Genomic DNA, 25617 nt, shown 5'->3' on the forward strand with positions numbered 1-25617 from the left:
CTCGTGCTGTTGCGGCTGTTACGTCATGACGGTTGCGGACCTCTACCGGTACCCGACCCAGCACTTCGACTTCCACCGTCAACGATTCACACTGACCGGGAACTGGTGAGGTGCGGCCTGCAACGGCAGTTCCACCAAGCCGTTCGACGTCGTCAACTACCTGGGCCCGGTCGGCGGCGCCAGGATCTTCGGCCGCCGTTTCGGATGGCAACCACGCCCCGGTCTGGCAGGACTGCAACGGCAACGTCTATACCCACTACCTCCAGAACGAGAACGCGGTGCACTCCCTGGAGCACGGCGCCGTCTGGGTCACCTACAGCGACAAGGCCGCGCAGGCGGACGTGCAGTTGCTCGCGGCGAAGGTGCAGAAGACGCCGTACACCCTAATGAGCCCCTACAAGAGCGAGTCGTCGCCGATCACGCTGTCCGCCTGGGGACACCAACTGAACGTGAAGGCAGCGGATTTCGTCCGTTGGGCCAGAATCCTGAACCCACAGACCCGATGAGACGTTTCCGCAGGTCGGAAGCCTGTACAGGTGGGCGGCCGGGACTCGAACCCAGGGCCGACGGATTATGAGTCCATTGGGGATCTTGGCGGTCCTTGCCGATCAGTGCCGATTCACGCCGTTCTTGCAGGTCAGACATGCTGATCTATGTCAGCCCTTGGCAGTGCCTGTTGGTCTGTTCCTGTCCTTGTGGCCCCTCAACGGCCCGTGGAGGTCGATGAGTTCGACGGTCGTCACGGAAGCAGCCATGTCCGCACAGTTCAACCACGGGGCTAGAACCTTCGCACAGCGGATTTCCCTTCCAACGTGCAAAGGCCCCGACCCTCTACTCCGGGCGGAGCCTCTGCGGCCAGTTCCGCAGGCCAAACGCTGTCTCGTCCCCCTATCCAGCTCAGTCGACTTCTCCCAGAGCGAGCTGACGGGATCGGGCGGACGTCTGACCCTCGGGTGGTCGGCCCTGTGTCGGTCGGCTGTGGTCAGGCTTCCGGGCGCCGTGTCGCCGGCTGATCGCTGCTGCCGTGCGCCAGCGAGGCGCGAATCCCCTGGCGGCAGACGTCGAGGATTTCGTCCGCCAGCGGAGAATCGTCGGGGCATGCCCGCGACAACATGACCGCGCCGACCGAATGGGCGAGCATGTCGATCAGCGTGGTGCGGTCCACGCGCGGGTCCGCATCCCCCGGCGTGTCGCCTGGGGCCTGAAGGACCGTCAGCAACTGCTCGATCCCGGCGGCGAACTCCGCTTTGATGCCCGCCGGCTGACGTGCGGCATCGCCGCCGAGGGCCGCGATGGTGCACCCGTCGCCGCGCCCGTCGCGATGCTCCCGGGAGACGTAGCTCTCGACGAACTCGGCCGGCCCCAGGCCTTCTGTCCGTGCCGCGATCTGCGAGAGCCCGCTCGCGGACGCTTCGGCCATCAGATCGGCCTTGGAGCGGAAGTGCTTGTAGAACCCGCCATGGGTGAAGCCAGCGGCCGCCATCAGTTCCACCACGCCGACGCCGTCATAGCCGCGGTCGCGGAAGAGTCCGGCGGCTGTCGCGACGATGTGCGCACGGTTCTGCTCCGCCTGCGCCTTGGTCACTCGCATGGTTGGCCTCCCCATCCACGGTCGACACTCGACGGTCAAGCATACATAGATGTCGATCGGCATCTAAGGGCTTGACTTTTTATATTACGACCGTCATCGTATTGCTCATCCCCGCCAGAAAGGCTCAGGCCATGAGCGATACGCATGTGACCGCCCCGACGCAGTACGTCGAGGTCGACGGCGACCGGTTCGCCTACCGACGCTGGGGCAAGCCCTCCGGCGTCCCGATCTTCCTGGTCCAGCACTTCCGCGGGGGAATGGACCACTGGGACCCCCTGCTCACCGACGGCCTGGCCGAAGGCCGAGAGGTCATCCTCTTCAACGGGCGCGGCATCGCCTCGTCATCCGGCACGCCGCGCAACCGGATGGAGGACATGGCCGACGACATCGCCGCGGTCATCCGGGCTCTTGGGCTGGAGCAGGTCGATCTGCTCGGGTTCTCGATCGGCGGCTGGCAGGTGCAGGAGGTCGCGCTGCGCCACCCCCAGCTGGTGCGCAAGCTCCTCCTGCTCGGCACCGGCCTGCGCGGCGGGGACCCGACGATGGACCCCAAGGTGCCCGAGGTGGCGCTGAATCCGGTCCCCGGCCTGGAGGACTTCCTCTTCCTGTTCTTCGGCCGTTCCGAGGCCGCGGTCGAAGCGGGCCGGGCCTTCTGGGAGCGCCGCCACCAGCGGGCCGACCAGGACCCGCCGAGCTCGCCCGCGGTCGGGCAGGCACAGTTCGAAGCGGCCACCGCCTACGGGGAACCGCTGCCCGGCGAGAACCCCTACGCCTTCCTGAACGCGATCACCCAGCCGACGCTGGTCCTCAACGGCACGAACGACGTGATGATCGCCTCGATCAACTCCTGGCACCTCGCGCAGAACATCCCGAACGCCCAACTGCTGATCTACCCCGACGCCGGGCACGCAGCGCAGTTCCAGTACCCCGAGCGGTTCCTGAAGCACGCCCTTCAGTTCCTCGACGAGTAAGCAGCCGCGCCCGAAAGGCGAACGGCACGTCCTGGGTGTGCCCCCACGCCCGAAGAACCACCTGACGAGAAGAGACAGACATGAAGATCGAAGGTTCGGTAGCTCTGGTGACCGGCGCCAACCGTGGCATCGGCAAGGCCTTCGCGGACGAGCTCCTCGCCCGCGGTGCGACCAAGGTGTACGCGGCTGTCCGCGATGTCGCCACCATCACGGACCCGCGGCTCACGCCCGTCGCGCTGGACGTCACGGACCCGGCAGCTGTCGCCGCGGCCGCTGCCGAGTTCGCCGACGTCTCGATCGTCGTGAACAACGCCGGTGTCGCCGGCGCCAACTTCCCCCTCTCCGCGTCGCTCGACGTGGCGCGTAGCGAGCTTGAGGTGAACTACTTCGGGCTCATCTCCATGACGCGGGCGTTCGCCCCGGTCGTGGCGGCCAACGGCGGCGGTGCTTTCGTCAACATGCTCTCGGTCGCCTCATGGGCGGCCTACCCGGTAGCCGCGACGTACGGGGCGTCGAAGGCAGCCGCGTGGAGCTACACCAACGCCGCCAGGCAGCAGCTCAAGACACAGGGGACCGAAGTCGTCGCCGTCCACGTCGGACCGGTCGACACCGACATGCAGGCCGGCTTCGACGTCCCCAAGACCCCGCCGACCGACGTGGCCCGCAGCGCCCTGGACGCGCTGGAGGCAGGCCGGCCCGAGGCCGTCGTCGACGAGATGAGCCGCAACGTGAAGTCCACGCTGCACGACGACCAGGCCCTGCTGTACCCGGCCATCGAGGCGCAGTTTGCCGGGCAGCTGGGCGACTGACCCACGGGAGTGCCGCGCGAGGTCGAGTCCGCGGTTCGGGCCCCGCAACGGTCACCGCGGTGTGGTCGAGGCGGGTGTCCGGTACCGCCGCGGGCAGCGGGCCACGAAGTCGGACTTCTGCGCGCGGCCGACCTCCAGCATCGCCGCGTACGACTGCTCAAGAACTCCGGAAGCCCCCCCGCACGCCCCGGAACCCTTGCTGCGCTGGCCACCACCCACCAAAACATCATGTTCGTAATGTAATCCGCCGATGCTCATGGCGGATGCCGACAACCCGAGGAATCACGCATGCTCGACAGTCTGTGGACCCCGACCGTCGCCGGGAAGATCTCCCTGCCGCACCGTCTGGCGATGTCCCCCCTGACCCGCAGCCGGGCCACTCCGGAAGGCGTGCCGACCGAGCTGAACGCCGAGTACTACGCCCAGCGCGCCTCGCACGCCCTCATCATCACTGAGGGCACCCAGCCCTCCGCGGACGGCCAGGGCTATGTGGTGACCCCGGGCATCTACACCGACGAGCACATCGCCGGCTGGCGCAAGGTCACCGACGCCGTCCACAAGGCCGACGGACGCATCGTCATCCAGCTCATGCACGTCGGACGGATCTCCCACCCCGACAACACCCCCCACCACCGCCAGCCCGTGGCCCCCTCCGCGATCAAGCCGGCAGGCCAGATGTTCACCGCCTCCGGGATGCAGGAGATGCCGGAGCCGCGCGAGCTGACCACCGAGGAGGTCGCCGCGACGGTCGAGGACTTCCGGCGCGCCGCCGCGGCAGCCATCGCCGCAGGCGCCGACGGCGTCGAGATCCACGGCGCCAACGGCTACCTCATCCACCAGTTCCTCTTCCCCACCACCAACCAGCGCACCGACCAGTACGGCGGCTCCCTCGACAACCGCATCCGCTTCGCGGTCGAGGTCGCCACCGCCGTGGCCGACGAGATCGGAGCCGACCGCACCGGCATCCGCTTCTCCCCCGGCAACCCCTTCCAGCTCGGCGACCTCACCGAGGACGACACCCACGAGCTCTACCCGCACCTCGTACGCGCCCTCGCCCCCCTCGACCTCGCCTACCTGCACCTCGCCCACGGCGGCGACGACGAACTCCTGGGCACGCTGCGCGAGCTGTGGCCGAACACACTGATCCTCAACCGCGCCGGCACCGACATCGCCACCCGCGCCAAGGACATCGACAACGGCGTCGCCGACGTCATCACCGTGGGCTCGATGGCCCTCGCCAACCCTGACCTCGTGGAGCGCGTACGCGTCGGCGCTCCCCTGAACGACCCCGACCCCGCCACCTTCTACGGCGGCGGCGCGGCTGGCTACACCGACTACCCCACCCACGCCGCCTGACCACAGCCCCCAGCGCCGGAGGGAGTCGCCTTCCTCGGGCGCTTCGGCGTACGCACGCCAGGGCATAGATGCTGAACGTCCGCGCGCGTGACGAGCGCGGGTCCTGGGGTGCGACCCGAGCGGCAGCGTCGTCGATCACGGTGAGCACCCCGTCGGTGTACGCGCGTCGGGTCGCGTCCGCGCCGCGAGCGATCTCGTCGAGCAGGGCGGCCGACGGGCAGCCGTGCTCAGAACTGTCACGGTGCTGCACCGAGAGACAGGCCCGCAGGATCTGCTCCATCCCGGCCTGGCCGGGCACCGCCGCACCCACAGCCTCGCACTGCGCGCGCAGCTGGTCGGCGACCGCCGTCGCGACCAGATCGTCCTGGAGTCGAAATGGGCGTAGAACGCACCCTTGGTCAACCCCGCAGCGGCCATCAGCGCAACGATCCCCGAACCGTCGATCCCGTCGCTCTTGAACCGACGCCCAGCGGTCTCACCGGACGATCGGCCCCGATCTGGCCGACGTCAGCGCCGACGGCGCGATCACCAAGGCCCCGTGCGGCGGCGACCACGGCCGTCGCAAGGGTGAGCCAGATCCACCGGTCAGTGGCCTGAGGTCACGGCGAGCGGGCCGAACAGGTTGACCTCCAGTTGGAGACGGACACCGGAGGTGTCGGTGTCGAGCACGGAACCGACGCGGGCGATCCCGGTGTTGTCACCACGACGCTCACGTCCTGCGCGATCCCGGCGGCGCGGGTTACCTAGGCGGGGCCCGTCACGTCGAGGTGGAGCGGGATCAGCCGGGGGGCGTCGGCGACGATCGTGCGAGGGTCGCGGGCGGCGGCGTAGACCTTCGCGGTACCGCGGTCGAGCAGTTGCCGGACGAATTCGCGGCCGAGGCCCGGTTCGCGCCGGTGACCAGGGCGATCTGGCCGCCGAGCCGAGTCACGAGACCTTCTCCGTGAGGGTTGTGGGGCGGTATCCGGCGCCACGATCCACCTGCGGTTGGTGGGAGCGTGACGTCGGATACGGCCGGCTGGGCGTGGAATCCGGAAGATCGCCGGACGGTGACGAGCTAAGTGGTACTCAGGCGCCGAGATGCCGGCGCAGCCACTGGCCCATCTGCTCGATCGCCTGGTCGACCTCGGGTACGCGTCCGGCGCCGAGGATGAAGGAGTGTTGCCCCTCGGGCATCGGGTGCACCTCGGAGGTGACCTTGAATTCGGTGAGCCGTTGTGCGAGTGCGGCGCCGTCGCCGGCGAGGGTCTCGTACGCGCCGTAGTGCACGACGGTGGGCGGGAGGCCGGTCAGGTCGGCGTTGACGAGGCTGAGCCGCGGGTCGGCGAAGTCCAGGTCCGGGTCCTGCACAAACGCTGCCCGCATCTGCTCGAGGATGTTGCGGCTGAGCATCTTGTCGTGTTCCTCGTTCTCATCCACCTTGGGGTTGGTGAGGGTGACGTCGGCCCATGGCGAGATGCTGACGATCGCACCGGGGGTGGGCTCGCCCTTGGCGAGCAGCCGCAGGGGCAGCATGACGGCGAGGGTGCCGCCGATGGAGTGGCCGGTGCTGCCGATGTTCTGCGGCTCGTAGCCCTGTGCGAGCAGCCATCGGTAGGCGGTCTCGACGTCGTCGAGCTGTGCCGGGTAGGGGTGTTCGGGGGCGTGGCGGAAGTCCACGACGAGCGAGCGGATCCCGGCGGCTTTCGCGATGTGGCCGGCGGCCTTGCGGTCCGAATGCATGGAGGCGGTGACTGAGCCACCGAAGTGGAAGTGCAGCAGCGCCCGGTCAGGGGCGGCGCCGGCGGGGATGGCCCAGAGCGCGGGGACGCCGTCGGCGTCGACCTCGGCGTAGGTGACGTCTTCCGGTTCGGCGGTCGCCAGGTGGTGCGTCTCGGCGACGTCGCGCACGACGCCCAGGTCCAGGCCCGGCGTCATCCACTTGGCGCGCACGCTGTCCAGGAACTTCGCGAACTGCTGCGCCTGCGGACTGATTCCCATGATGACACTCCTGTCTGTGCTGGGCACTCGTGGTGCCCAGCCGGTTCGGTGATGCGGCAAGGTGCTGGCGTGCTGCCCGAAAATTAAATTATGATCGTACGCTAAATGCGGCCCGGGGTGGCGGTCAGCGGCCGGCTGGACGAGTGAAGGAGGGTGCGGGGCCCGATACGGGCGAGAGCGCAAGCAAGGAGACGCGGCGGCGGATCATCGAGACGGCTGGGCGTCGGTTCAAGAACGACGGGATCGACGGTTCGGGGATCGCCGCGCTGACGGCCTGATGCCGGTCGCTCTCACGGGGCCGGACGAGATTCGCCCCGCCCCCGCGGCTGTCAGAACATCGTGTTGTCGTTGGCGGCGGTCTCGGGCATGGCCTGTTCGGAGCTCCAGTGCTCGACGATCCGGGCATCGCGGACCCGGAAGAGGTCGATGACCGACCGGCCACGCTCGCTCGGAGTGTCGACGTAGTGGCTGTGCACGGCGACCAGGTCGCCTTCGGCGATGACGCGTTTCGGTGTGACACTCGACTGCGGGAACTTGTCGAAGTAGCTGCCCAGGTCGGCCTTGAGGCCGGCCGCGCCGTCGGAGATGTTCGGGCTGTGTTCGTGGTAGTCGGCGCCCACGTAGGCGTCGATGGCGGTCAGGTCCTTGCGGACCAGCAGTTGGTCGACGAACGCGGTGACCAGTTCCTTGTGGTACGCGGTGAACCACCGCTGCCCGACCGCGTCGGTCCGCGGCTCGCTGAGCGTGGCGAACATGTCGTTGCCGCTGGCCGTGGTGGCGGGCACTTCCTGAATGATGTCCCAGTGCTCGGCGATCTTGCCGTCCTGGAAGCGGAACAGGTCGAACACGGCCAGACCCTCGGTGCCCGGCACCATGACGTAGCGGGAGTGCAGCAGCACCAGATCACCGTCGGTGATGATCCGGCGGGGCTCGAAGGCGGCCTGCGGGTACTGCTGTCGCATGGCGCCGCTGAAGTATTTGAGGGCGTCGGCTCCGTCGGGCGCCAGGGGGTTGTGCTGGATGTAGGAATCGGGCCGCACGACCCGATCGACGATGGCCGTGTCGCCGAGGACGAACACGTCATGCAGCAGTTGGCTGGCAATTTGTGCCTTGCTGTCTCGTACGGTCATCACGATCTTGCCGGTGGTGCGGCCGGTTTCGCCGAGCGTGTGCGCCTTCGCGGCCTCGGCGAGCGGGAAGGTGGCCTCGATGTGGGCGCGCAGCGCGCCGGTCTCGACGAGGGCGGCGATGGCCTGCATGCCGCCCTGGTCGGCCTCGACCAGCAGCGACTCGTAGCGGATCCCCCGCTCGGCGATCGCCGCCAGTTCGCCGGCGTCGACGGGTACCGGAAGGATCGAGACGAGGGTGCCGCCCGGGCGCAGCACGGCCACGGATCGGGCGCGGGCGGCGGAGTCACGGGAGATCGGGTCGAGGACCACGTCGATGTCGCTGAGCACCTCGGTGAAGTCGACGCTGTGGTAGTCGATGACCTCGTCGGCACCGAGGGATCGCAGGAAGTCGTGTTTGGCGGCGCTGGCGGTGCCGATCACGTACGCGCCGCGGGCCTTGGCGATCTGCACGGCGAGGTGACCGACGCCGCCGGCCGCCGCGTGGATCAGGACTCGCTGCCCGGCCCGGACGTCGGCGGTGTCGACCAGTGCCTGGTAGGCGGTCAGCGCGGCCAGCGGCAGCGCACCGGCTTGGACGTGGTCGATGCCGGCGGGCTTGTGCGTGAAGACGCGGGCCGGCCCGGTCACGTACTCGGCGTGCGAGCCGACTCCGCCCGGGTAGGGCAGCATGCCGAAGACCTCGTCGCCGGGCTTGAACAGGGTGACGCCCACGCCGACGGCCTCGACGACGCCGGAGACGTCCCAGCCGAGCACCAGCGGCATCCGGGCGATGGTCGCGGACCGGGCACGGTTCCCCCAGTCGGTCGGGTTGACCCCGGCCGCGTGGACGGCGACCAGGATCTCGCTCACCCCTGGCGCCGGTTTGGGCAGCAGGGTCTCCTGCAGCACGTCGGGGGTACCGTAGGTGTCCTGGCTGATGGCTCGCATGGTCTCGGTGTCCGTCATGGGCCCAGCCTGGCCGCCGTCACAGGCCCCTACAATGGCGTGATCGCCAATTTTCGACGGGATCCTGCCGTGATCAAGGTGCACCGCGTCGTTGTCCTCGCCTCACACGGGGTGTACCCGTTCGACCTGGGCATTCCCCACCGCGTCTTCGGCGCCGCGGACGGCCGCTACGAGGTCGTGACCTGCACCATCGACGGTCACCCGGTGCGCACCAACGCGGACTACTCCATCACCGTCGAGCACGGCCCGGAGGCGTTGCGCACCGCCGACACCGTCATCATCCCGCCGTTCCACACCGGCAACCCCCGCCGTCAAACGCCGGTCGACCTGGCGCAAGTCCTCGCGTACGTGGCCCCCGGCACCCGGATCGTGTCCACCTGCACCGGCGCCTTCGTGCTGGCCGCGGCGGGGCTGCTCGACGGGCACCGGGCCACCACCCACTGGCACGCCACGGGCCTCTTCCGGGAGTGGTACCCGCAGGTGGAACTCGACCCGAACGTCCTGTTCGTCGACGAAGGCGACGTGCTGACCTCGGCCGGTGCCGCTGCCGGCATCGATGTCTGCCTGCACCTTGTCCGCAAGGACCACGGCAGCGAGATCGCCAACCGTGTGGCCCGCACCTGCGTCGTCCCCCCGTGGCGCGACGGAGGCCAGGCGCAGTTCATCGAACACCCGGTCCCCGACGCAACGGCGAACGACACGTCCGCCGCCCGGCAGTGGGCGCTGCAGAACCTGCACAAGCCGCTGACCCTGAGCGACCTTGCCGAGCAGTCGAACATGAGCCAGCGCACCTTCGCCCGCCGCTTCAAGGAAGAAGTCGGCTTGAGCCCCGTACGCTGGCTCATCCAGCAACGCGTCGACCGGGCCCGGCAGTTGCTGGAATCCACCGACCTGCCGGTCGACGACATCGCCGGCCAGGTCGGCTTCGCCAGCGGCACCTCGCTGCGCGAACACCTGCACGCCGCTATCGGCGTCACACCACTGGCCTACCGGCGTACCTTCCGAGGCCCACTGGCAACGAGCCGTGCCGCCGCGGCGGATGCTCGGCGGGACGGTCAAGTATGTCGCCCTGGATCGTAAAAAGTATGTACGCCATACCATCGGCTGCGCCGGGGACAGGTATCGGTCGCGGGTATGACAGCAAACGCACCCGTGAGTCGAGCTGTGTCCTGACACGCTGATCCTCACCCCGGGCCGGCGCCGACATCGCCTTCCAGGCCAAGGACATCGACAACGGCATCGCCGACGTCGCCACCGTGGGCTCGATGGCCCTCGCCGACCCCGACCTGGTCGAGCGCATCCGCGCCGGCGCACCCCTGAGCACCCCCAACCCCGCCACCTTCTACGGCGGCGGCGTGGCCGGCTACACCGACTACCCGACCTACCGCCTGACCGGAACGCCTTGCGCGAGGAAGTCGCCTTCCTCGGGCGCTTCGGCGTACGTACGACACAGTCGGCACCGGTGTTCCGGCGATGACCTCGAGGTCGCGCCGCGCGGCTCCGATCCGGTTCGGCCCACTTCCCATGACCAGGGCATCCCCGGCGAATGCATCCTGACCGAAGCCGACCACGCCGGCAGGAGGGCCGTCGTCGGTCGAAGCCGGCGCCATGCGTACCCATGTCGAAGCGGTCTGCCTTCTCACCGCGGCCGCCAAGGCACCACGCCCTCGGGGTGCGACCGCACCACGGGCAAGGACGAGCAGGTTCGAGACACGGCCGGCGGAGGCGTCGAGGCCGGCGTACGTGATGTGGTCGTCACCGAAGACGATCGCGGTGCGCTCGGGACATCGAGAAGCGGTGTCCGTCATGTCGCCACAACGACCCGTGACTTGCCGTCCGAGGGGCAGCAAAGCGGTCGAACACCAGCATTAGCTGTCGACCGTAATATTACATACGACAGACCATAGATTACGATGGGATACAGGGCAATGGCCGGGCAAAGTGGGGGAGGGACCTTGTGGCGCGCTACACCAAGGAGCACAAGCAGGTCACGCGGCAGCGGATCATCGAGCGGGCCGGCCACCGGTTCAAGCAGGACGGCATCGACGGGTCCGGCATCTCCACACTGATGTCCGACGCCGGGCTCACCAACGGAGCCTTCTACGCCCACTTCGAGTCCAAGGACGACCTCGTCACCCACGTCATCGCAGAGCAACTGCGCACACTGGTGAAGCAGTTCGGCGGGCTGCGGCCCGGCCGCGCGGGACTCGAGGATCTCATCCGCGAGTATCTGTCGCCCGGACACCGGGACAACCCCGGCGACGGCTGCCCGAACGCAGCCCTGCTCGACGAGATCGGCCGCTGCGGTGACGGAGCCAAGGCTGCCTACACCGACGGCGCCAGGGCCATCCTGGACGAGTTCGCCGCCCGCCTGGCACCCGAGGATCCGCAGTCCGCCCGCGGCCAGGCGATCGGGCTCTTCACGATGATGGTGGGAACGCTGCAGCTGTCCCGCGCGCTCTGCGACCGGAAGTTCTCCGACGAGGTCCTCGAGCAGGGAATCGAGAACGCCCTCGCCTTGGCGCGGTGCCCGTCAACACCGGCTGGGTGACCACCTGACAAGGGCCACGACGCCGGTGCCGTACACCCGCGCTTCCGCCGCCAGCGAGAGCGGGTGGCCCCGGGGCAATTGCCATCTCGGAAGCGACACGGACGCGGCGGCCCTCCGCTCGTACCGCCGACGGCGCTGCGCGCATTCGGCACGCCGTGGCGGCAGCGCAGGTCCCGGGCCTGCCGCCCGGACGGCACGTCGACCACACCAGTCTCCGCATCGCCATCCCGCACGACAACCGCCGCGGCGCCGCATGACCGAGAAGCGAACAGGTCAGTGACGTGGAACAAGCGACGAGAGCCGTGACGCCTGGCGGGCGTCACGGCTCTAAGTCAACATCCTCGGCCCGAGCGCCGATCACACCGCGGCCCTACGGCCGACCGAAGAACTCGAGCGCCGTCGGCACGAACTGCTCGTGGTACTGGAAGATGCCGCCGTGGCCGCCGTCGGGGTAGATCACCAGCTCGGAGTTCGGCAGCCGCCTGTCCATGTCGTACGAGTTGGGCGTCGGAACCATTCTGTCGTTGTCGCCGTTGGCGACGAGCACGGGGATCTTGATGACGGACAGGTCCTGCGGCTGTGCCAGTCCCCAGCGGTGGATGGCCTTGAGCTGGGAGCGGTACGCGATGAGGGAGATGACCTTGTCTCGGTCCTTGGTGCGCTCCTTCAGGCGGGCCAGGAACTCCTTGCCGGCCCGGATCCCGTTCGGGGTACGGGTGAAGAAGAGGAACTGCTTGGGGTCCTGCAGGGTGAGCAGCGCCCGGAGGGTGTCGTAGTCGGACAGCCGGGTGACGTTCTTGATGCCCTCACCTCCGGCCGGACCGGTGCCGGCGAGGATCAGCCTGCGGATGAGCTGCGGATCGGTCTGGGCGATCACCTGGGCGATCATGCCGCCCATCGAGAAGCTGAGGACGTCGACCTGCTCGAAGCCCAGGGCCCGGATGAAGGTGACGGCGTCCCTGGCCATCTCCTCGATAGTCTTGGGCGTCTTGCCGGTGGAGGCGCCCACGCCCCTGTTGTCGAAGGTGATCACCCGGTGCTTGGCGGCGATGCCGTCGACGACCCTCGGGTCCCAGTTGTCCAGGACCGCGGCGAGGTGGGTGATGAAGATGACCGGCATGCCGGTCCGGGGGCCGAGGTCGCGGTAGGCGTAGGTCACTCCGTCGGCGGTGACGGTGCGGTTCTGCGCGTTCTTGTACGACGTCACCACGTCACCTCGTGTTTCGTGTGCGTTCACGGTCGTGCCCTTCAATGTGAGGGTTACCGCCAGTACGCTCCGACTCCTGCCTCCTCGCAGGTGGGCGTCGAGCGGTTCCCATGTGTCTCCCGGCCGCGACTGCAGTCCGGATTCGACGGCCAGAGGAGGGCGTGGGAGAACTCCCTGAATCGGGCCCCTGAGCAACCCGTCGACCATTGAAGTATGACCATACTTTCATCGTGGCGCAAGTGATGAGCGGCACGAGATGCACGGCGGCGGAATCACGAGTTCCGGCAAGCGCCCGGGGCGTGTAGCACAGCGCACCACCAGGGCAGGGGCGGTTCACCTACGTCGGACGTTGATAACGGCGGCGTTCACCGCGTCACCGGCTGGCCGGCGAGCTCGGCGAGCTCCGCCCGCGACCGCCGCAGTCCCGGCCACTACGCGCGCGGAGCTCGTGCCGGCCCACGATGTCCCGTTCGAAGTCGACGAGGAGGGTGCTGCCAGGGCTGCGCCGGGTTCGCTGCAGGCACGGGTGGGAGTTGCGCCGTACCGGTGGTGCGGGGGCGGAGTCGAGGCGGGTGTTGTCGTAGTCGACATGCGGACTCCGGCTCAGTTCTCGCCCGTGGAATCCGGGGTGCAGCCTGGCCTCGTGCTCACGCCGGGCATCCGTTTCCACGATCAGGCCCCTGTGGCCGTCGACCCGCCCTCATCGCGCTCACTCCTACTCCCGGGCAACACCGGAGTGCTGCCGCCGGACGAGGGGGCAGCCCACAGCGGCAACGTGCCAGCCTCTTTGGTGAGGACATGCACGATCGCCGCCCTCGACCCGCTCGCTGACGACCCACATGACCTGCTGGGCGACCCGGGCGCACAAGCAGTTCCTGCGCCAAGCGGAGCCCGTGATCGGCCACGGAACCGCATGCGGGCCAGCTACGCAGGCAGTCCAGCGCGGCGGGGCGGAGGCGCGGTACTCCTGCCCCGGCTGTGAGGGTGCCGGAACCCGAAGTCATTGAATTACGTTCGCAATACAATACATTGGAGGAGCCGCTGGACGGCGAGTGGCCCGCCCGGCGCGTAGAGGAGTGTGTGGTGCGATACAGGAAAGAGCACAAGCAGGCGACCAGGCAGAGGATCATCGAGACGGCAGGCCGCCGCTTCAAGGAGGACGGCATCGACGGCTCGGGTATCGCGGCGCTCATGAGGGACGCCGGGCTGACCAACGGCGCCTTCTACACCCACTTCACGTCCAAGGACGACCTCGTGGCCACCACGATCGCCGACCAGTTGGAGGCCCAGAACGCGACGATCGTCGCGCACGCGGAACCGGGCCGCGCCGGCCTCGAACAGATCGTGCGCTGGTACCTGTCCCCGTGGCACCGTGACAGCCGTGACGTCGGCTGCCCCTCCGCCGCCCTGCTCGACGAGATAGGGCGCTGCACACACCCGACCAGACAGGCCTACACCGAGGGCGTGCTGGTGGTCGCCGACGGCATCGCCGCCCGCCTGGCGCCGGACGACCCGCTCTCGGTGCGCCCCATGGCACTCAGCTCGTACGCCATGATGGCCGGCACACTCCAGCTCTCACGCGCCCTCGCCGATCCGCGGCTCGCCGATCAAGTCCTCGAACAGGGCATGCACAACACCCTCGCCCTCCTGGGCATCGAGCACGAAGGGAACACCAGGAGGGCGCACTGACAGCCGTACACACGGACGCTGCGGAGCGCGCACAGCGCCCTCCGCCTGCCGGTGACGACGCACGAATGGCCGTCAGAGCAGGGGCATGAGGACGCCGTCGACGATCGCCGCGATGTCGTCGCCGCTGACCCGCCGGTCGCGGACAAGCCCCCAGTGGAGCAGCAGAGCGACGGCGACGGCGACCGCCATCGAGTGACCTCCTGATGGATCGGCCTGGCGCGGGGGCAGATCGCCGCGCTCCACCGCGTGCGCCAGCACGCCCTCGATGGCCTGGTGCGGGGAGTCGACATATCGCTGCCTGATGAGACCGCACAGTTCCGGCTCCTGGCGAGCCGTGTCATGCAGGGCAGTGTGCAGGTCGACGCGGGAAGGGTTCTGGCTCCCAAGGGCGCGGGCCATCGTCGCAACGAGTTCCTCGCGGAGTCGGCCCGGACCGATGATGACCGGCCCAAGGTCGTCGGTGAGACCGCCGTGGTCCAGCGCCTCCGCGGCGAGCTCCGCCCGGGACTTCCAGCGCCGGTACACGTTCGCATCGCGGACCGTGATGTGGTCCGGCCGTGCCACGCCCGGAGGGATTCCAGCGGTCGTTGCAACACGTGGCCAGTGTGAGGCGCTCGTGAGGGCTGTATGCAGGCGCTCGGCTGGGGTTTCCCAGCCGAACGTCTTGCGTGGTCGGCCGTGAGTTCGGCGGCGATGGCGTCGAGGGGCTGCGCTCCAGCTCGGCCGCGATCTTCCTCAACGGCACCAGATGGTGCGCTGACCGCACATGGCTCAGCCTTGACGAACTCGGTGCGCCGTCCATGGGACCGTTTCCTCTTCGGGCCGTTTCACTGGCCTCGGGCCTGTCTGCCAGACGCACCGGCATCCGCGCCGCCTCCAGAGCCGGCCCGGCACTCGACCGTCCGCGCGGTGGACGGCAGCCCCATGCCGCAGAACCAGCAAACGGGACAACGAAATCAGCCCGGAAACACTCTCGGCCTGACCCCGGCCGCGCCCTCCCGGCCCCTGTACGGCCCCTGGGTCTTGGGGACGACCCGCAGCGCAGCCGCCCGGACCGAGAGTAGCAACCTTGAACACCTACTCCACCGCAGGCCAGAGGGGTTGGAGCTCCCCCGGGCGCCGCCCGACTCCAAACCCGCGAGCAGCGGATTCAGTCCGTTCAGGCGAAGTTGACGATCCGACAGGACAAAATGAACGTTTCCGCAGGTCAGCGCCCTGCAAAGGTGGGGCGGGTGGGACTCGAACCCACGGCCGACGGATTATGAGTCCGCTGCGCCGCTTCACGATGACGTTCGTCCGCCCAGCCGTCCCAATCTCCCGCCCGGCCATCTCAAGGCAGGAGAACGGAAACACCACCCGGGACGCAAGCATTGTCCGAAAGCGGTGAGTGAGTCATCGGCCAACGCCACCAAGCCATCGCAGGGCGCCCGCCGACAGGTCTCACTACAGCGCTGATCTGCATCAACACCTCCTCGGGACGGAAAACGGGCCCATTCGACCCGGATTCGACCCGAGGCCCATCTATCCCGAGACCGAACACCTATGAACTGCAACGATGCAAAAAGTGCCGCTGTACCAGCCAAATACAAGAAGAAAAATAGGTGCAAAACTTCACACTCGAACATATCGGTACACAGTCCATGCACGGAGCGGCACATGGCGCGATCGACGACATTGATCGGGGCCGATGCCTTCACCGTTGCTCGAAACCTGCCCCTGCACGCCAACAGACCGTGTGAGCAGGGGACTTCGAAATCCGCTTCCGTGAGACGGAAGCAGTATTGCGGCTTCGCGAAGCCTCTGCGGACGATGTCTCCACGCCACAGAGACGGGAATCAGCCACAATGCCTCACACCACCGCCTTCGCCAGGAACCAGTGGTACGTAGCCGCCTACACGCACGAGGTCGGTCGTGAGCTGCTCGGACGGACCGTCCTCGGTGAGCCGCTCGTCTTCTACCGGACCGAGGACGACGGGGCGGTCGTCGCCCTGTCGGATCGATGTGTGCACCGGCGCTTCCCGCTGTCGGAGAGCCGGCTCGACGGGGACCGGATCGTGTGCGGCTACCACGGGTTCACGTACGACACGACGGGCACCTGTGTGTACGTGCCCGGTCAGAAGCGCATACCGCGTACCGCGCGCGTCGCCGCGTACCCGGTCGTCGAGCAGGACCTGTTCGTCTGGGTCTGGATCGGCGACCCCGATCTCGCCGACCCGGCGGCGATTCCGCGGGCCCGGCACATGGACTCGCCGGAGTGGACCACGGTGTGCGGCATGGAGCCCATCGACGCCGACTACGGGCTTCTCGTCGACAACCTCCTCGACCTGTCCCACGAGACGTACCTCCACGGCGGGTACATCGGTACGCCCGAGGTCGCCGAGACGCCGATCACCACCGAGGTCGACGAGGGCGCGGGCATCGTGCGGGTCAGCCGGCACATGGACGACGCCGAGTGCCCGCCCTTCTACGCCCGTTCGACCGGTATCGAGGGTCGGATCACGCGCTGGCAGGACATCGAGTACTTCGCGCCCTGTCTGTATCTGCTGCACAGCCGCATCGCGCCGGTCGGTGTGCTGCCCGAGGCGGACGGCAGCGACCCGAACGCCTTCCACACCGAGATCACGTACGCGATCACGCCGTCCGGCGACGGCAAGGTGTACGACTTCTGGGCCGTCTCAAGGGACTTCGCGCGGGACGACGAGGAAGTCACCACGTTCCTGCGGGACTTCAACCACACGGTCGTGATGCAGGACGTCGACGCGCTCAACCTGCTGCAGCGGACGCTGGGTTCGGAGCGGTCCGGGTACCAGGAGCTGAGCATCAACATCGACACGGGCGGTCTCGCCGCCCGCCGTATCCTCGCCCGGCTCGTCGAGGAGGGCGAGAAGCCCGTGGAGAAGGTCCAGTGACCAGGCTGATTCCCCAGACGCCGCGCGAGATCTACCGCGTCGACTGGCTCCCGGGCACCGACGTCCTGCACGGCACCTGCCACTGCGGCGCCGAGCACACCGCCCAGGACCCGATCGAGATGTGGGAGTGGATGCTCGCCCACCCCGAGGGCCACGAGCCGCAAGGACCCCGCTCATGATCTCCTACGAAGCCGAACTCGTCGTCGACCGCCGGGAGGCGGTGGCCGACGGCGTGCTCGCCCTGACCCTCCGTCATCCGCTGGGCGAGGAGCTCCCGGCCTGGGAGCCGGGCGCCCACATCGACGTCCTGCTCGGGCCGGACCTGGAACGGCAGTACTCGCTGTGCGGTGATCCGGCCGACCGGTCCGGCTGGCGCGTCGCGGTGCTCAGGGAACCGGAGGGGCGCGGCGGATCGGCGTATGTGCACGGGCAGTTGGGCGAGGGTGACAAGGTCCGCGTCCGCGGTCCACGCAACCACTTCGCGCTCAAGCCCGCCTCCCGCTACCGCTTCGTCGCGGGCGGCATCGGCATCACCCCCATCCTGCCGATGCTCGCCGCGGCCGAGGCGGCGGGCGCGGAGTGGACGCTGCTGTACGGCGGCCGCAGCCGTCAATCGATCGCCTTCGCCCGGGAGTTGGCCCGTTACGGCGACCGGGTGCGGATCGCGCCACAGGACGAGACCGGACTGCTCGACCTCGACGCCGAGTTCGCCGGGCTTCCGGCCGACACCCTCGTCTACTGCTGCGGTCCCGGGCCGCTGCTGGACGCCGTGGAGGAACGCTGCCCCGCCGGACAGCTGCACGTGGAGCGCTTCACGCCGAAGGCCCAACAGACGGGACCGGACAGCGAGTTCGAGATCGTACTGTCGCGCTCGGGGCGGACGTTGACCGTGCCGCCGAACGTCTCCGTCCTCGACACGGTGAAGTCCGCCGGCGTCGAGGTGCTCTACTCCTGCACCGAGGGCACCTGTGGCACCTGCGAGACCGACGTCCTCGACGGCACGCCGGAGCACCGGGACTCGGTGCTGAGCGACGAGGAGCGGGAGGCCGGGGAGACGATGATGATCTGTGTGTCCCGGTGTCGCGGGAAACGGCTGGTGCTGGACCTCTGACCTGGGCCGCCCGGGTGCCTCGGGGGCAGGCTGTGCGCATGCTGTGAGAGAGTCACAGGAATTGTCAACAATCCACTGTGACACAGGCATTGACCCCTCATCAGGCGCACTCTACGTTCGCGCTTGAACACATCTGTGTTGTCCGCGCACAACCTGTCGGAGCACCTCGGGTCCCAACAGGGGGAGAAATGCGTCGTCTGCTCGTCGGCCTGGCGGCCGCCACCGTGCTGGTCGCCGCCACGGCCTGCGGTTCGTCCGACTCCTCAGGGAGCTCGGGGAAGAACGCGTCGTCCGGCGGGACCACGACCCTCAAGATGGGGCTCATCCCCATCGTCGATGTCGCACCCCTCTACCTGGGCCGGCAGAAGGGCTTCTACAGCAAACGCGGCCTGAAGCTGTCGATGACGATGGCGCAGGGCGGCGCGGCGATCGTGCCGGGCGTCGTCAGCGGCCAGTTCCAGTTCGGGTTCTCCAACATGACCTCGCTGATGATCGCCCAGAGCAACGGCGTTCCGGTGAAGGCGGTCGCCAACGGAGTGGCCTCAACAGGGGTGGCGGGCAAGGACTTCGGCGCCATGGTCGTGAAGAAGGGCAGCTCGCTCAAGTCGGCGAAGGACCTGGAGGGCAAGAAGGTCGCCGTCAACACCCTGAAGAACATCAACGAGACCGCGGTGCGCGCGTCGATGCGCAAGGCGGGCGCCGACCCGGACAAGGTCACGTTCGTCGAGCTGGCCTTCGACCAGATGCCCGCCGCCCTCGACAAGGGCCGGATCGACGCCGCGATGGTCGTCGAGCCGGCCCTCGCCACCATCAAGAGCCAGGGCGGCACGGAGATCGCGTCCTCGCTGGTCGACATCGCGAAGAACCTCACCGTCGCCATGTACTTCACCTCCACGCAGTACGCGCAGCAGCACCCGGACCTGGTGAAGAAGTTCCAGGAGGCCACCGCGGAGTCCCTCGCCTACGCCGACGCCCACCCCGATGAGGTCCGCGCGATCGTCACCACGTACACGAAGATCCCCGCGGCCGTGCTGGCGAAGGTGACCCTGCCGAAGTGGCCGGCCGAGCCGGACCGCGCCTCGATCGAGTCGCTGGAGAAACTGGGCGAGCAGGACGGGCTGTTCAAGAAGACACCCGACCTGGACAAGCTGCTGCCGTGAGGGGTGAGAACGCCGCACTGGGCACGGCCGGACTCGCGGTCTTCCTCGCCCTGGGCGAGGCGGTGCCACGTCTCGGTCTCGTCGACGACGACTACTTCCCACCGACCAGCCGTATCGCCGGCGCACTCGCCGACGAGTTCGGCGACCGCACGTTCTGGAGCGCGCTCGGCGACACCCTCGCCGGCTGGGGGCTCGGCCTCGCGATCGCGGTCGGTGCGGGCATCGTCGTGGGCGTGCTCGTCTCGGTGGTCCCCCATCTGCGCGAGGCGACCGCGTCCACCATCGAGTTCCTGCGCCCGATCCCGTCGGTGGCGCTGATCCCGCTCGCGGTCCTGCTCTACGGCAGCGAACTGCGCTCGGTCCTCCTGCTCGTCGTGTACGCCTCCTTCTGGCAGGTCCTCATCCAGGTCCTGTACGGCGTCCAGGACGTCGACCCGGTCGCGGACGAGACGGCCCGCTCATACGGCCTCGGCACCTGGGCGCGGATCCGTCATGTGCTGTGGCCGACGGCTCTGCCGTACGTCATGACGGGAGTGCGGCTGGCCGCCTCGGTCGCGCTCATCCTCGCCGTGACCGCCGAACTCGTCATCGGCGCACCGGGGTTGGGTGCGCGCCTCGCGGTCGCGGAGGCCTCACAGGCCGTGCCGGACATGTACGCGCTGGTGGTCGTCACCGGCGTGCTCGGGCTGCTGATCAACATGGGCGCCCGCACGGTGGAGCGGCGGGCGCTGGCCTGGCACCAGTCGGTGCGCGGGGAGGTGGCGGTGTGAAGCGCGTGCTCGCGCGCGTCCTCTTCGTCGTCGCGCTGCCGGCGCTGTTCGTCGCGGGCTGGTGGCTGACGTCCGACGGCAGCACGAACGTGTACTGGCCCCCGCTGCGCACGATCCTCACCACGTTCCCGGACGTCTGGACGGGCGAGCGGGTGAGCCACGACCTGCTGCCCAGCATGGAACGCCTGCTCGGCGGGTACGCCGTCGCGACCGTCGCCGGGGTGGCGCTGGGCACCGTGATCGGCTCCTACCGCCGGGTACGGGCGGTGTGCGAGCCGGTCCTGGAGTTCCTGCGGGCCATCCCGCCGCCCGTGCTCGTCCCGGTCATCATGCTGTTCGCGGGCATCGGCGACACGATGAAGGTCCTCGTGATCGCGAGCGGCTGCGTCTGGCCGATCCTGCTCAACACCGTGGAGGGCGTACGCGCGGTCGACGCCGTGATGTCCGAGACAGCGCGCTTGTACGGCATCACCGGCGTCGCACGGCTGCGGCACGTGGTGCTGCGCGCGGCGAGCCCGCAGATCTTCGCCGGCCTGCGGCAGGCCCTGTCGCTCGGCATCATCCTGATGGTCATCAGCGAGATGTTCGCGGCCAGCGACGGGCTCGGCTTCACGATCGTCCAGTTCCAGCGCGGCTTCGCGATCCCCGACATGTGGACCGGGATCCTCGTGCTCGGCCTGCTCGGGTTTCTCCTCTCGGTCGTCTTCCGCCTGGTCGAGCGGCGCGTGCTCGGCTGGTACCACGGCCTGCGCGCGGCGTCCCGGCGGTCCCCGTGAAGCTCTCGAAAGGGCAGCCGATGCACTCGCTCCTCTCCGTGGCCGGTCTGCGGAAGGTCTACGAGGGCTCCGGGCGCCGTGTGGAGGCGCTGCGGGACCTCACCTTCACCGTGGAGGCGGGCGAACTGGTCTGTCTCGTGGGCCCGTCGGGCTGTGGCAAGACGACCCTGCTGAAGTGCGTGGGCGGCCTGTTGGCACCGACCGCGGGTGATGTCGTCCTGGAGGGCCGGCCGGTGAGCGGTCCGCCGCCCGGGATGGCGTTCGTGTTCCAGGAGTACGGGCGCAGCCTGTTCCCCTGGATGCGGGTCGGCGCGAACGTCGAACTCCCGCTGCGACAGAAGCAGTTCAGCAAGGCGCGGCGCCGCGAGCTGGTCGCGGACGCGCTGCACTCGGTCGGCCTGGCCGATGCAGCCGGGGCCTACCCGTGGCAGCTGTCGGGCGGTATGCAGCAGCGGGTGGCCATCGCCCGCGCCCTGGCGTACGAACCCCGTGTGCTCCTGATGGACGAGCCGTTCGCCGCAGTGGACGCGCAGACACGCGCCGACCTGGAGGATCTGGTGCGCGGCCTGTGGCGGGAGCGCGGCATCACGATCCTGTTCGTGACCCACGACATCGACGAGGCCGTCTACCTCGGCGAGCGGGTCATCGTCCTGTCCGCCTCCCCCACCGTCGTGCAGGAGCAGCTGAAGGTCGATCTCCCGGACGAGCGCGACCAGTTGCACACCCGGGTCGCCCCGCGCTTCACCGAACTGCGGACCCACGTGTACGAGCAGATCCAGGCGGCGAAGCGCGGAACACCCTCGGACCTCAGGACAGATACGCCTCCACCTCGCTGAACTGGGCAGCGGGCCAGCCAGTGTTGGCGGTGACGTTCAGCCTCAGGTAGCGCAGGTTCGAGCTGCCGGGGAGGGTCACTGTCACGGTGTTGCCGGTGGCCGGGTCGAAGCGGTAGTCGTGCGAGGCGACGACCGTCGTGTACGCCGAGCCGTCCGTGCTGCCCTGCACGGACAGGGTCTGCGTGCGTGTCTGCCAGGCCGCGGCGGGCGGCAGCTTCAGAACAAGACGGCGGGCGGGCTGAGTTGAGCCGAGGTCGACGGTCCAGGCCTGCGGGAAGGCGTTGTTCGTCGACTCCCAGTACGTGTTGGCGTCACAGTCGACCGCCTTGCCGGGTGTGTAGACGTCCTGCGAGCCGGTGGCCGTGGCCGGGCGGCCTTTGGCGAGGTTGCGGGCCGGGTCGGGGTCGGGGTTTCCGGCACCGGGCCGGGGCCAGGTGGAGCAGTCGGACCAGGTGCTGTTCCAGCCGGAGTTGCCGCCGCCGTCGGCGAGCGTGAAGGTGCCGGAGCCGGTCGGGTAGGGGCAGTTGTAGATGCCGGCCGAGCCCACTGCCGTGGCCCGGACGTTGCTGATCCTGGCGGCGCCCTGCGACTCTGCCTGGACGACGACTGTGCCGGTGTTCTGGACGGTCGCGCCGTCGACCGTGATGTTCCTGGTCGCGTAGCCGTGGCCGCCGCCGGACACGAACTCGAAGGCGCTGTAGGGGCTGTCGGTGATCGTGGTGCCGGTGATGGCGACGTTCGCCTCGATGGCGCTGTCGTACGAGTCGACGCGCAGCGCGCCCATCGGGTGGTTCCAGTTGGGGTTCATCGCGCCGGTGCGGACGAGGGTGTTGCCGGAGACGGTGATGGTGCCCGCGAGCGGGGAGAAGGGGTCCAGGAACTTCTGGTTGGAGATGGCGATGCCGCTGCCGAGGGCGTTGGTGTCGGAGACCAGGTTGTTCTTGACCGTGAGATCGGTGCCGCCGTAGATCGCGATGCCGTTGGCGAGGTTGGGCTGCGTGATGGTGTTGTTCTCGAAGCTGCTGTTCGTGTCGGGTGAGTACAGCGACCACATGGCGAGGGCGTCGTCGCCGTTGTTGCGCAGGAAGTTGCCGCGGACCCGGACGCCTCGTGCGTTGCCGTTGAGGTTGAGGCCGTCGGCGGTGGTGTCGAGGATGCGGTTGTTCTCCACGACGAGGTTGTCGTTGTCGCCCGTCAGCCAGAGGCCGACCTTGAGGTGCTGAAGCCACATTCCGGAGACCGAACTGCCCGGCCCCAGCGCTCCGTTGACGAAGTTGTCCGGATTGGAGTCGACGCGTTCGGTGACCTCGCCGAGCACGGCGAAGTCCTTGATGTGGACGCCTCCGGCCGAGTTGCTCTGGTCGATGAAGCGCGAGGTGTGCACGACGGAGTGCCAGTTGCCCGCGCCTTGGAGGGTGACGTTCGCGACGCCGCCGAGCGAGGAGGTGAGGCGGTAGTCGCCCGGCGGGATCCACACCACTCCCCCTTGGGCGGCAGCGATGGCGTCCCGGAATGCCTGCGTGGAGTCGCCCTGGCCGCTGGGGTCGGCACCCTTGTCGGTGACGGAGACCGCACCCACGGGTTTCCCGGCCGCCGCCGCGACCTGCTCGAAGTCGGCGACGTCCACGCTCACCTGGGTGCCCGTCGCCTCGAAGGCCACCTTGTCGCCCGCGTGTACGTCCCGGCCGAGCAGCAGCCGGGCGTTGTCGAAGAAGTGGTGGGTCCTGGCGCCCGGGATCCAACTGGTGTCGACGTAGGAGTACTTGGCGGTGACGGCGAGGGTTCTGGCGAGCCTGGTGCCGTTGACGTACACGTCGAGCGTGCCGGACTGGCCGTCGGGGACGCTGTAGGCGACGTTCACCGCGTTGGCCGCGCCTGGCACGGTGAACTCGACGCGCTGCCCACTGCCCAGTCGTACGGCCTGGCGTCCGGAGGCCTCCGAGGCGAGGGTGCCCTGGGTGTAGTCGGGGCCGATCTTCGTGCCCGTGGTCGTGGCGGCTTCGGCCTCGACCGAGGTGAAGGGGAGATCGGCGCCGGCGGCGGCCACCGCGGAGTGCGCCGGGCCGGCGCCGAGCATGCCGGCGGCGAGGACGACGGCCACGGCGGCGGCCGCCGTGGTTGGCATGGGCCTGACAGTTCTTGAGGTGTGCATGTGCTGATCCCTTCATGGTGGGGGTGCGGGGATAGCGAGGTGCGACAGGGGCGGCTCAGACGCGAATCCAGGCCGCCGTGTCCTGGGGGAGCCGTCCGTCGGCCGTCAAGGGGCCGCTGGAGAGCAGGAGTCGGGAGTGCGCGGGGAGATCGGCCGGGGTGTGCGCGAGGTTCACGACGCACACCGGGCCTGCCGCGCGGGCGAACGCGAGGACGCCCTCGGAGGCGGGCAGCCAGGTCAGGGGGCCCTCGCCGAAGACGGGCCGGATGCGCAGCGCCTCCCGGTAGAGGGAGAGCATCGAGCCGGGGTCCGCGGCCTGGCGGTCGGCGGCGTACGCGGCCCAGCCCTCCGGCTGCGGGAGCCAGGGTTCCTCCCGCGAGCCGAAACCGGCGTAGGGGGCGTCTGCGACCCAGGGCAGCGGGACCCGGCAGCCGTCCCGGCCCGGATCGGTGCCGCCCGACCGGAAGTGCATCGGGTCCTGGATGCGGTCGAGGGGTATCTCCGCCTCGGGCAGGCCGAGTTCCTCGCCCTGGTAGAGGTAGACGGCGCCGGGCAGGGCGAGCGAGAGCAGGGCGGCCGCGCGGGCACGTCGGGTGCCGAGGGCGAGGTCGGTCGGTGTGCCGAAGGACTTCGCGGCGAAGTCGAAGCCGGTGTCCGCGCGGCCGTAGCGGGTGACGGTGCGCGTCACGTCGTGGTTGCACAGCACCCAGGTGGCGGGCGCGCCGACCGGGGCGTGTTCGGCGAGGGTGTCATCGATCGACGTCCGCAGCCTTCCCGCGTCCCAAGGGCACGACAGGAAGGAGAAGTTGAAGGCGGTGTGCAGTTCGTCGGGGCGCAGGTAGCGGGCGAAGCGTTCGGTGTCGGGGAGCCAGACCTCGCCGACGAAGATGCCGTCGTAGGTGTCGGCGATCGCCCGCCAGGAGCGGTACACGGCATGGAGTTCGTCGCGGTCGACGTAGGGGTGCGGGTCGCGGCCCTCGACGAAGTCGGGCAGGTCCGGGTCCTTGACGAGCAGGGCGGCCGAGTCGATGCGGACCCCGGCCACGCCCCGCTCGAACCAGAAGCGCAGCACGTCCTCGTGTTCCTGGCGGACGGCGGGGTGCGCCCAGTTGAGGTCGGGCTGCTCGGGCGCGAAGAGGTGGAGGTACCAGGCGCCGTCGGCCACACGGGTCCAGGCGGGGCCGCCGAACTGGGACTCCCAGTCATTGGGCGGGAGTTCGGCGCCCGGGCCGCGTCCGGGGCGGAAGTGGAACAGCTCGCGCTCGGGGCCGCCGGCGAGGGCGGCGCGGAACCAGGGGTGCTGGTCGGAGACATGGTTCGGCACGATGTCGACGATGGTGCGGATGCCCGACTCCCGTGCCTCGGCGATGAGCTTCTCCGCCTCGGCGAGGGTGCCGAAGGCCGGGTCGACGGCGCGGTAGTCGGCGACGTCGTAGCCGCCGTCCTTCATCGGTGACAGGTACCAGGGGTTGAACCACAGGGCGTCCACGCCGAGTTCGGCGAGGTAGGGGAGCTTGGCGCGGACGCCCGCGAGGTCGCCGGTGCCGTCGCCGTCGCCGTCCGCGAAGCTGCGGACGTACACCTGGTGGATGACGGCGGAGCGCCACCAGTCGGCCTGGGTGCGGGCAGGGGTGGGCTGTCCCACGATGCGTGCCTTTCGGTAGGTGGAGGCGG

At 69.0% G+C, this 25617-nt stretch carries 22 protein-coding genes, 2 tRNA genes and 3 pseudogenes; 17 read left to right on the forward strand and 10 right to left on the reverse strand.

Features of this window, described 5'->3' with window-relative positions:
- Positions 1–206 precede the first annotated feature (206 nt).
- Positions 207–455, forward strand: a pseudogene (locus ABZS97_RS02640) (DUF3105 domain-containing protein); the annotation flags it as partial.
- A gap of 82 nt (positions 456–537) precedes the next feature.
- On the opposite strand, the gene ABZS97_RS02645 reads toward ABZS97_RS02640, so the two are convergent.
- A tRNA-Met gene (locus ABZS97_RS02645) sits at positions 538–627 on the reverse strand.
- A gap of 355 nt (positions 628–982) precedes the next feature.
- Positions 983–1591 (reverse strand): TetR family transcriptional regulator, encoded by a 609-nt coding sequence (locus tag ABZS97_RS02650; protein WP_356132681.1) that lies wholly within the window; start codon positions 1589–1591, stop codon positions 983–985.
- 131 nt (positions 1592–1722) lie between these two features.
- On the opposite strand from ABZS97_RS02650, the gene ABZS97_RS02655 reads away from it, so the two are divergent.
- The 4 genes from ABZS97_RS02655 (at position 1723) to ABZS97_RS02670 (ending at position 5112) form a co-directional block, all read left to right on the forward strand.
- Positions 1723–2562 (forward strand): alpha/beta hydrolase, encoded by an 840-nt coding sequence (locus tag ABZS97_RS02655; protein WP_356132683.1) that lies wholly within the window; start codon positions 1723–1725, stop codon positions 2560–2562.
- 80 nt (positions 2563–2642) lie between these two features.
- Positions 2643–3371: an SDR family oxidoreductase gene (locus ABZS97_RS02660; RefSeq protein ID WP_356132685.1), complete on the forward strand. Its 729-nt coding sequence runs from the start codon at positions 2643–2645 to the stop codon at positions 3369–3371.
- A gap of 288 nt (positions 3372–3659) precedes the next feature.
- Entirely contained in the window at positions 3660–4727 is a 1068-nt protein-coding gene (locus ABZS97_RS02665; RefSeq protein ID WP_356132687.1) for an alkene reductase, read from the forward strand.
- A gap of 223 nt (positions 4728–4950) precedes the next feature.
- Complete coding sequence (locus ABZS97_RS02670; protein ID WP_319204835.1) at positions 4951–5112, forward strand: hypothetical protein; 162 nt, start codon at positions 4951–4953, stop codon at positions 5110–5112.
- 683 nt (positions 5113–5795) lie between these two features.
- Here ABZS97_RS02670 and ABZS97_RS02675 read toward each other — a convergent pair.
- On the reverse strand, positions 5796–6707 hold the full coding sequence (locus ABZS97_RS02675) for an alpha/beta hydrolase (protein WP_356132689.1): 912 nt from the start codon (positions 6705–6707) through the stop codon (positions 5796–5798).
- Positions 6708–6870: 163 nt separating this feature from the next.
- Between ABZS97_RS02675 and ABZS97_RS02680 the strand changes: the two are divergent.
- Positions 6871–6982: pseudogene (locus tag ABZS97_RS02680) on the forward strand (TetR/AcrR family transcriptional regulator); the annotation flags it as partial.
- A gap of 54 nt (positions 6983–7036) precedes the next feature.
- On the opposite strand, the gene ABZS97_RS02685 reads toward ABZS97_RS02680, so the two are convergent.
- The gene (locus ABZS97_RS02685) at positions 7037–7837 is read right to left on the reverse strand and encodes a nuclear transport factor 2 family protein (protein ID WP_356132771.1); all 801 of its coding nucleotides are present in this window, start codon (positions 7835–7837) and stop codon (positions 7037–7039) included.
- Positions 7829–8764, reverse strand: a pseudogene (locus ABZS97_RS02690) (NADP-dependent oxidoreductase); the annotation flags it as partial. The gene ABZS97_RS02685 and the pseudogene ABZS97_RS02690, both read right to left, overlap by 9 nt.
- Positions 8765–8851: 87 nt before the next feature.
- On the opposite strand from ABZS97_RS02690, the gene ABZS97_RS02695 reads away from it, so the two are divergent.
- From ABZS97_RS02695 to ABZS97_RS02705, 3 genes are all read left to right on the forward strand, one after another.
- Complete coding sequence (locus ABZS97_RS02695; RefSeq protein WP_356132691.1) at positions 8852–9862, forward strand: helix-turn-helix domain-containing protein; 1011 nt, start codon at positions 8852–8854, stop codon at positions 9860–9862.
- A 185-nt stretch (positions 9863–10047) separates the two neighbouring features.
- Positions 10048–10689: a hypothetical protein gene (locus ABZS97_RS02700; protein WP_356132693.1), complete on the forward strand. Its 642-nt coding sequence runs from the start codon at positions 10048–10050 to the stop codon at positions 10687–10689.
- A gap of 50 nt (positions 10690–10739) precedes the next feature.
- Positions 10740–11333, forward strand: a complete 594-nt coding sequence (locus ABZS97_RS02705) for a TetR/AcrR family transcriptional regulator (protein WP_356132695.1) — start codon at positions 10740–10742, stop codon at positions 11331–11333.
- 370 nt (positions 11334–11703) lie between these two features.
- Here ABZS97_RS02705 and ABZS97_RS02710 read toward each other — a convergent pair whose 3' ends face one another.
- Positions 11704–12570, reverse strand: a complete 867-nt coding sequence (locus ABZS97_RS02710; protein ID WP_356132697.1) for an alpha/beta hydrolase — start codon at positions 12568–12570, stop codon at positions 11704–11706.
- A gap of 1050 nt (positions 12571–13620) precedes the next feature.
- On the opposite strand from ABZS97_RS02710, the gene ABZS97_RS02715 reads away from it, so the two are divergent.
- Entirely contained in the window at positions 13621–14229 is a 609-nt protein-coding gene (locus ABZS97_RS02715; protein ID WP_356132699.1) for a TetR/AcrR family transcriptional regulator, read from the forward strand.
- A gap of 72 nt (positions 14230–14301) precedes the next feature.
- Here the strand turns inward: ABZS97_RS02715 and ABZS97_RS02720 are convergent, their stop codons facing one another.
- Together ABZS97_RS02720 and ABZS97_RS02725 are read right to left on the reverse strand one after the other, a co-directional pair.
- A complete protein-coding gene (locus ABZS97_RS02720) occupies positions 14302–14793 on the reverse strand; it encodes a TetR/AcrR family transcriptional regulator C-terminal ligand-binding domain-containing protein (RefSeq protein ID WP_356132701.1) in 492 nt (163 codons plus the stop codon).
- Between the two features lie 660 nt (positions 14794–15453).
- Positions 15454–15532: transfer RNA gene (locus tag ABZS97_RS02725), tRNA-Ile, on the reverse strand.
- 541 nt (positions 15533–16073) lie between these two features.
- Between ABZS97_RS02725 and ABZS97_RS02730 the strand changes: the two genes are divergently transcribed.
- The 7 genes from ABZS97_RS02730 (at position 16074) to ABZS97_RS02760 (ending at position 21791) form a co-directional block, all read left to right on the forward strand.
- The gene (locus ABZS97_RS02730; protein ID WP_356132703.1) at positions 16074–17138 is read left to right on the forward strand and encodes an aromatic ring-hydroxylating dioxygenase subunit alpha; all 1065 of its coding nucleotides are present in this window, start codon (positions 16074–16076) and stop codon (positions 17136–17138) included.
- Positions 17135–17317: a hypothetical protein gene (locus ABZS97_RS02735; protein ID WP_356132705.1), complete on the forward strand. Its 183-nt coding sequence runs from the start codon at positions 17135–17137 to the stop codon at positions 17315–17317. The genes ABZS97_RS02730 and ABZS97_RS02735 overlap by 4 nt, the downstream gene beginning before the upstream one ends.
- Positions 17314–18249: a PDR/VanB family oxidoreductase gene (locus tag ABZS97_RS02740; protein ID WP_356132707.1), complete on the forward strand. Its 936-nt coding sequence runs from the start codon at positions 17314–17316 to the stop codon at positions 18247–18249. Before ABZS97_RS02735 ends, ABZS97_RS02740 begins: the two co-directional genes overlap by 4 nt.
- Before the next feature lie 188 nt (positions 18250–18437).
- Positions 18438–19409 carry an ABC transporter substrate-binding protein gene (locus tag ABZS97_RS02745; RefSeq protein WP_356132709.1) on the forward strand — a complete coding sequence of 324 codons (972 nt, stop codon included), beginning with the start codon at positions 18438–18440 and terminating at the stop codon, positions 19407–19409.
- Positions 19406–20179, forward strand: a complete 774-nt coding sequence (locus ABZS97_RS02750; protein WP_356132711.1) for an ABC transporter permease — start codon at positions 19406–19408, stop codon at positions 20177–20179. Before ABZS97_RS02745 ends, ABZS97_RS02750 begins: the two co-directional genes overlap by 4 nt.
- A complete protein-coding gene (locus ABZS97_RS02755) occupies positions 20176–20955 on the forward strand; it encodes an ABC transporter permease (RefSeq protein WP_356132713.1) in 780 nt (259 codons plus the stop codon). Before ABZS97_RS02750 ends, ABZS97_RS02755 begins: the two co-directional genes overlap by 4 nt.
- A gap of 20 nt (positions 20956–20975) precedes the next feature.
- Positions 20976–21791: an ABC transporter ATP-binding protein gene (locus ABZS97_RS02760; RefSeq protein ID WP_356132715.1), complete on the forward strand. Its 816-nt coding sequence runs from the start codon at positions 20976–20978 to the stop codon at positions 21789–21791.
- On the opposite strand, the gene ABZS97_RS02765 is transcribed toward ABZS97_RS02760, so the two are convergent.
- Both ABZS97_RS02765 and ABZS97_RS02770 read right to left on the reverse strand, forming a co-directional pair.
- Entirely contained in the window at positions 21763–23943 is a 2181-nt protein-coding gene (locus ABZS97_RS02765) for a discoidin domain-containing protein (RefSeq protein ID WP_356132717.1), read from the reverse strand. The genes ABZS97_RS02760 and ABZS97_RS02765 overlap by 29 nt on opposite strands.
- 55 nt (positions 23944–23998) lie before the next feature.
- Complete coding sequence (locus tag ABZS97_RS02770; RefSeq protein WP_356132719.1) at positions 23999–25588, reverse strand: alpha-amylase family glycosyl hydrolase; 1590 nt, start codon at positions 25586–25588, stop codon at positions 23999–24001.
- Positions 25589–25617: the final 29 nt, after the last annotated feature.

The organism is Streptomyces sp. NPDC005485, from assembly GCF_040606085.1.
In the GTDB taxonomy this organism is placed as follows: domain Bacteria; phylum Actinomycetota; class Actinomycetes; order Streptomycetales; family Streptomycetaceae; genus Streptomyces.

Coding starts and splice junctions, on each gene's coding strand:
- ABZS97_RS02650 (WP_356132681.1), bottom strand. CDS start 1,591: ATGCGAGTGACCAAGGCGCAGGCGGAGCAGAACCGTGCGCACATCGTC.
- ABZS97_RS02655 (WP_356132683.1), top strand. CDS start 1,723: ATGAGCGATACGCATGTGACCGCCCCGACGCAGTACGTCGAGGTCGAC.
- ABZS97_RS02660 (WP_356132685.1), top strand. CDS start 2,643: ATGAAGATCGAAGGTTCGGTAGCTCTGGTGACCGGCGCCAACCGTGGC.
- ABZS97_RS02665 (WP_356132687.1), top strand. CDS start 3,660: ATGCTCGACAGTCTGTGGACCCCGACCGTCGCCGGGAAGATCTCCCTG.
- ABZS97_RS02675 (WP_356132689.1), bottom strand. CDS start 6,707: ATGGGAATCAGTCCGCAGGCGCAGCAGTTCGCGAAGTTCCTGGACAGC.
- ABZS97_RS02685 (WP_356132771.1), bottom strand. CDS start 7,837: ATGACCGTACGAGACAGCAAGGCACAAATTGCCAGCCAACTGCTGCAT.
- ABZS97_RS02700 (WP_356132693.1), top strand. CDS start 10,048: ATGGCCCTCGCCGACCCCGACCTGGTCGAGCGCATCCGCGCCGGCGCA.
- ABZS97_RS02730 (WP_356132703.1), top strand. CDS start 16,074: ATGCCTCACACCACCGCCTTCGCCAGGAACCAGTGGTACGTAGCCGCC.
- ABZS97_RS02740 (WP_356132707.1), top strand. CDS start 17,314: ATGATCTCCTACGAAGCCGAACTCGTCGTCGACCGCCGGGAGGCGGTG.
- ABZS97_RS02745 (WP_356132709.1), top strand. CDS start 18,438: ATGCGTCGTCTGCTCGTCGGCCTGGCGGCCGCCACCGTGCTGGTCGCC.
- ABZS97_RS02760 (WP_356132715.1), top strand. CDS start 20,976: ATGCACTCGCTCCTCTCCGTGGCCGGTCTGCGGAAGGTCTACGAGGGC.
- ABZS97_RS02765 (WP_356132717.1), bottom strand. CDS start 23,943: ATGCACACCTCAAGAACTGTCAGGCCCATGCCAACCACGGCGGCCGCC.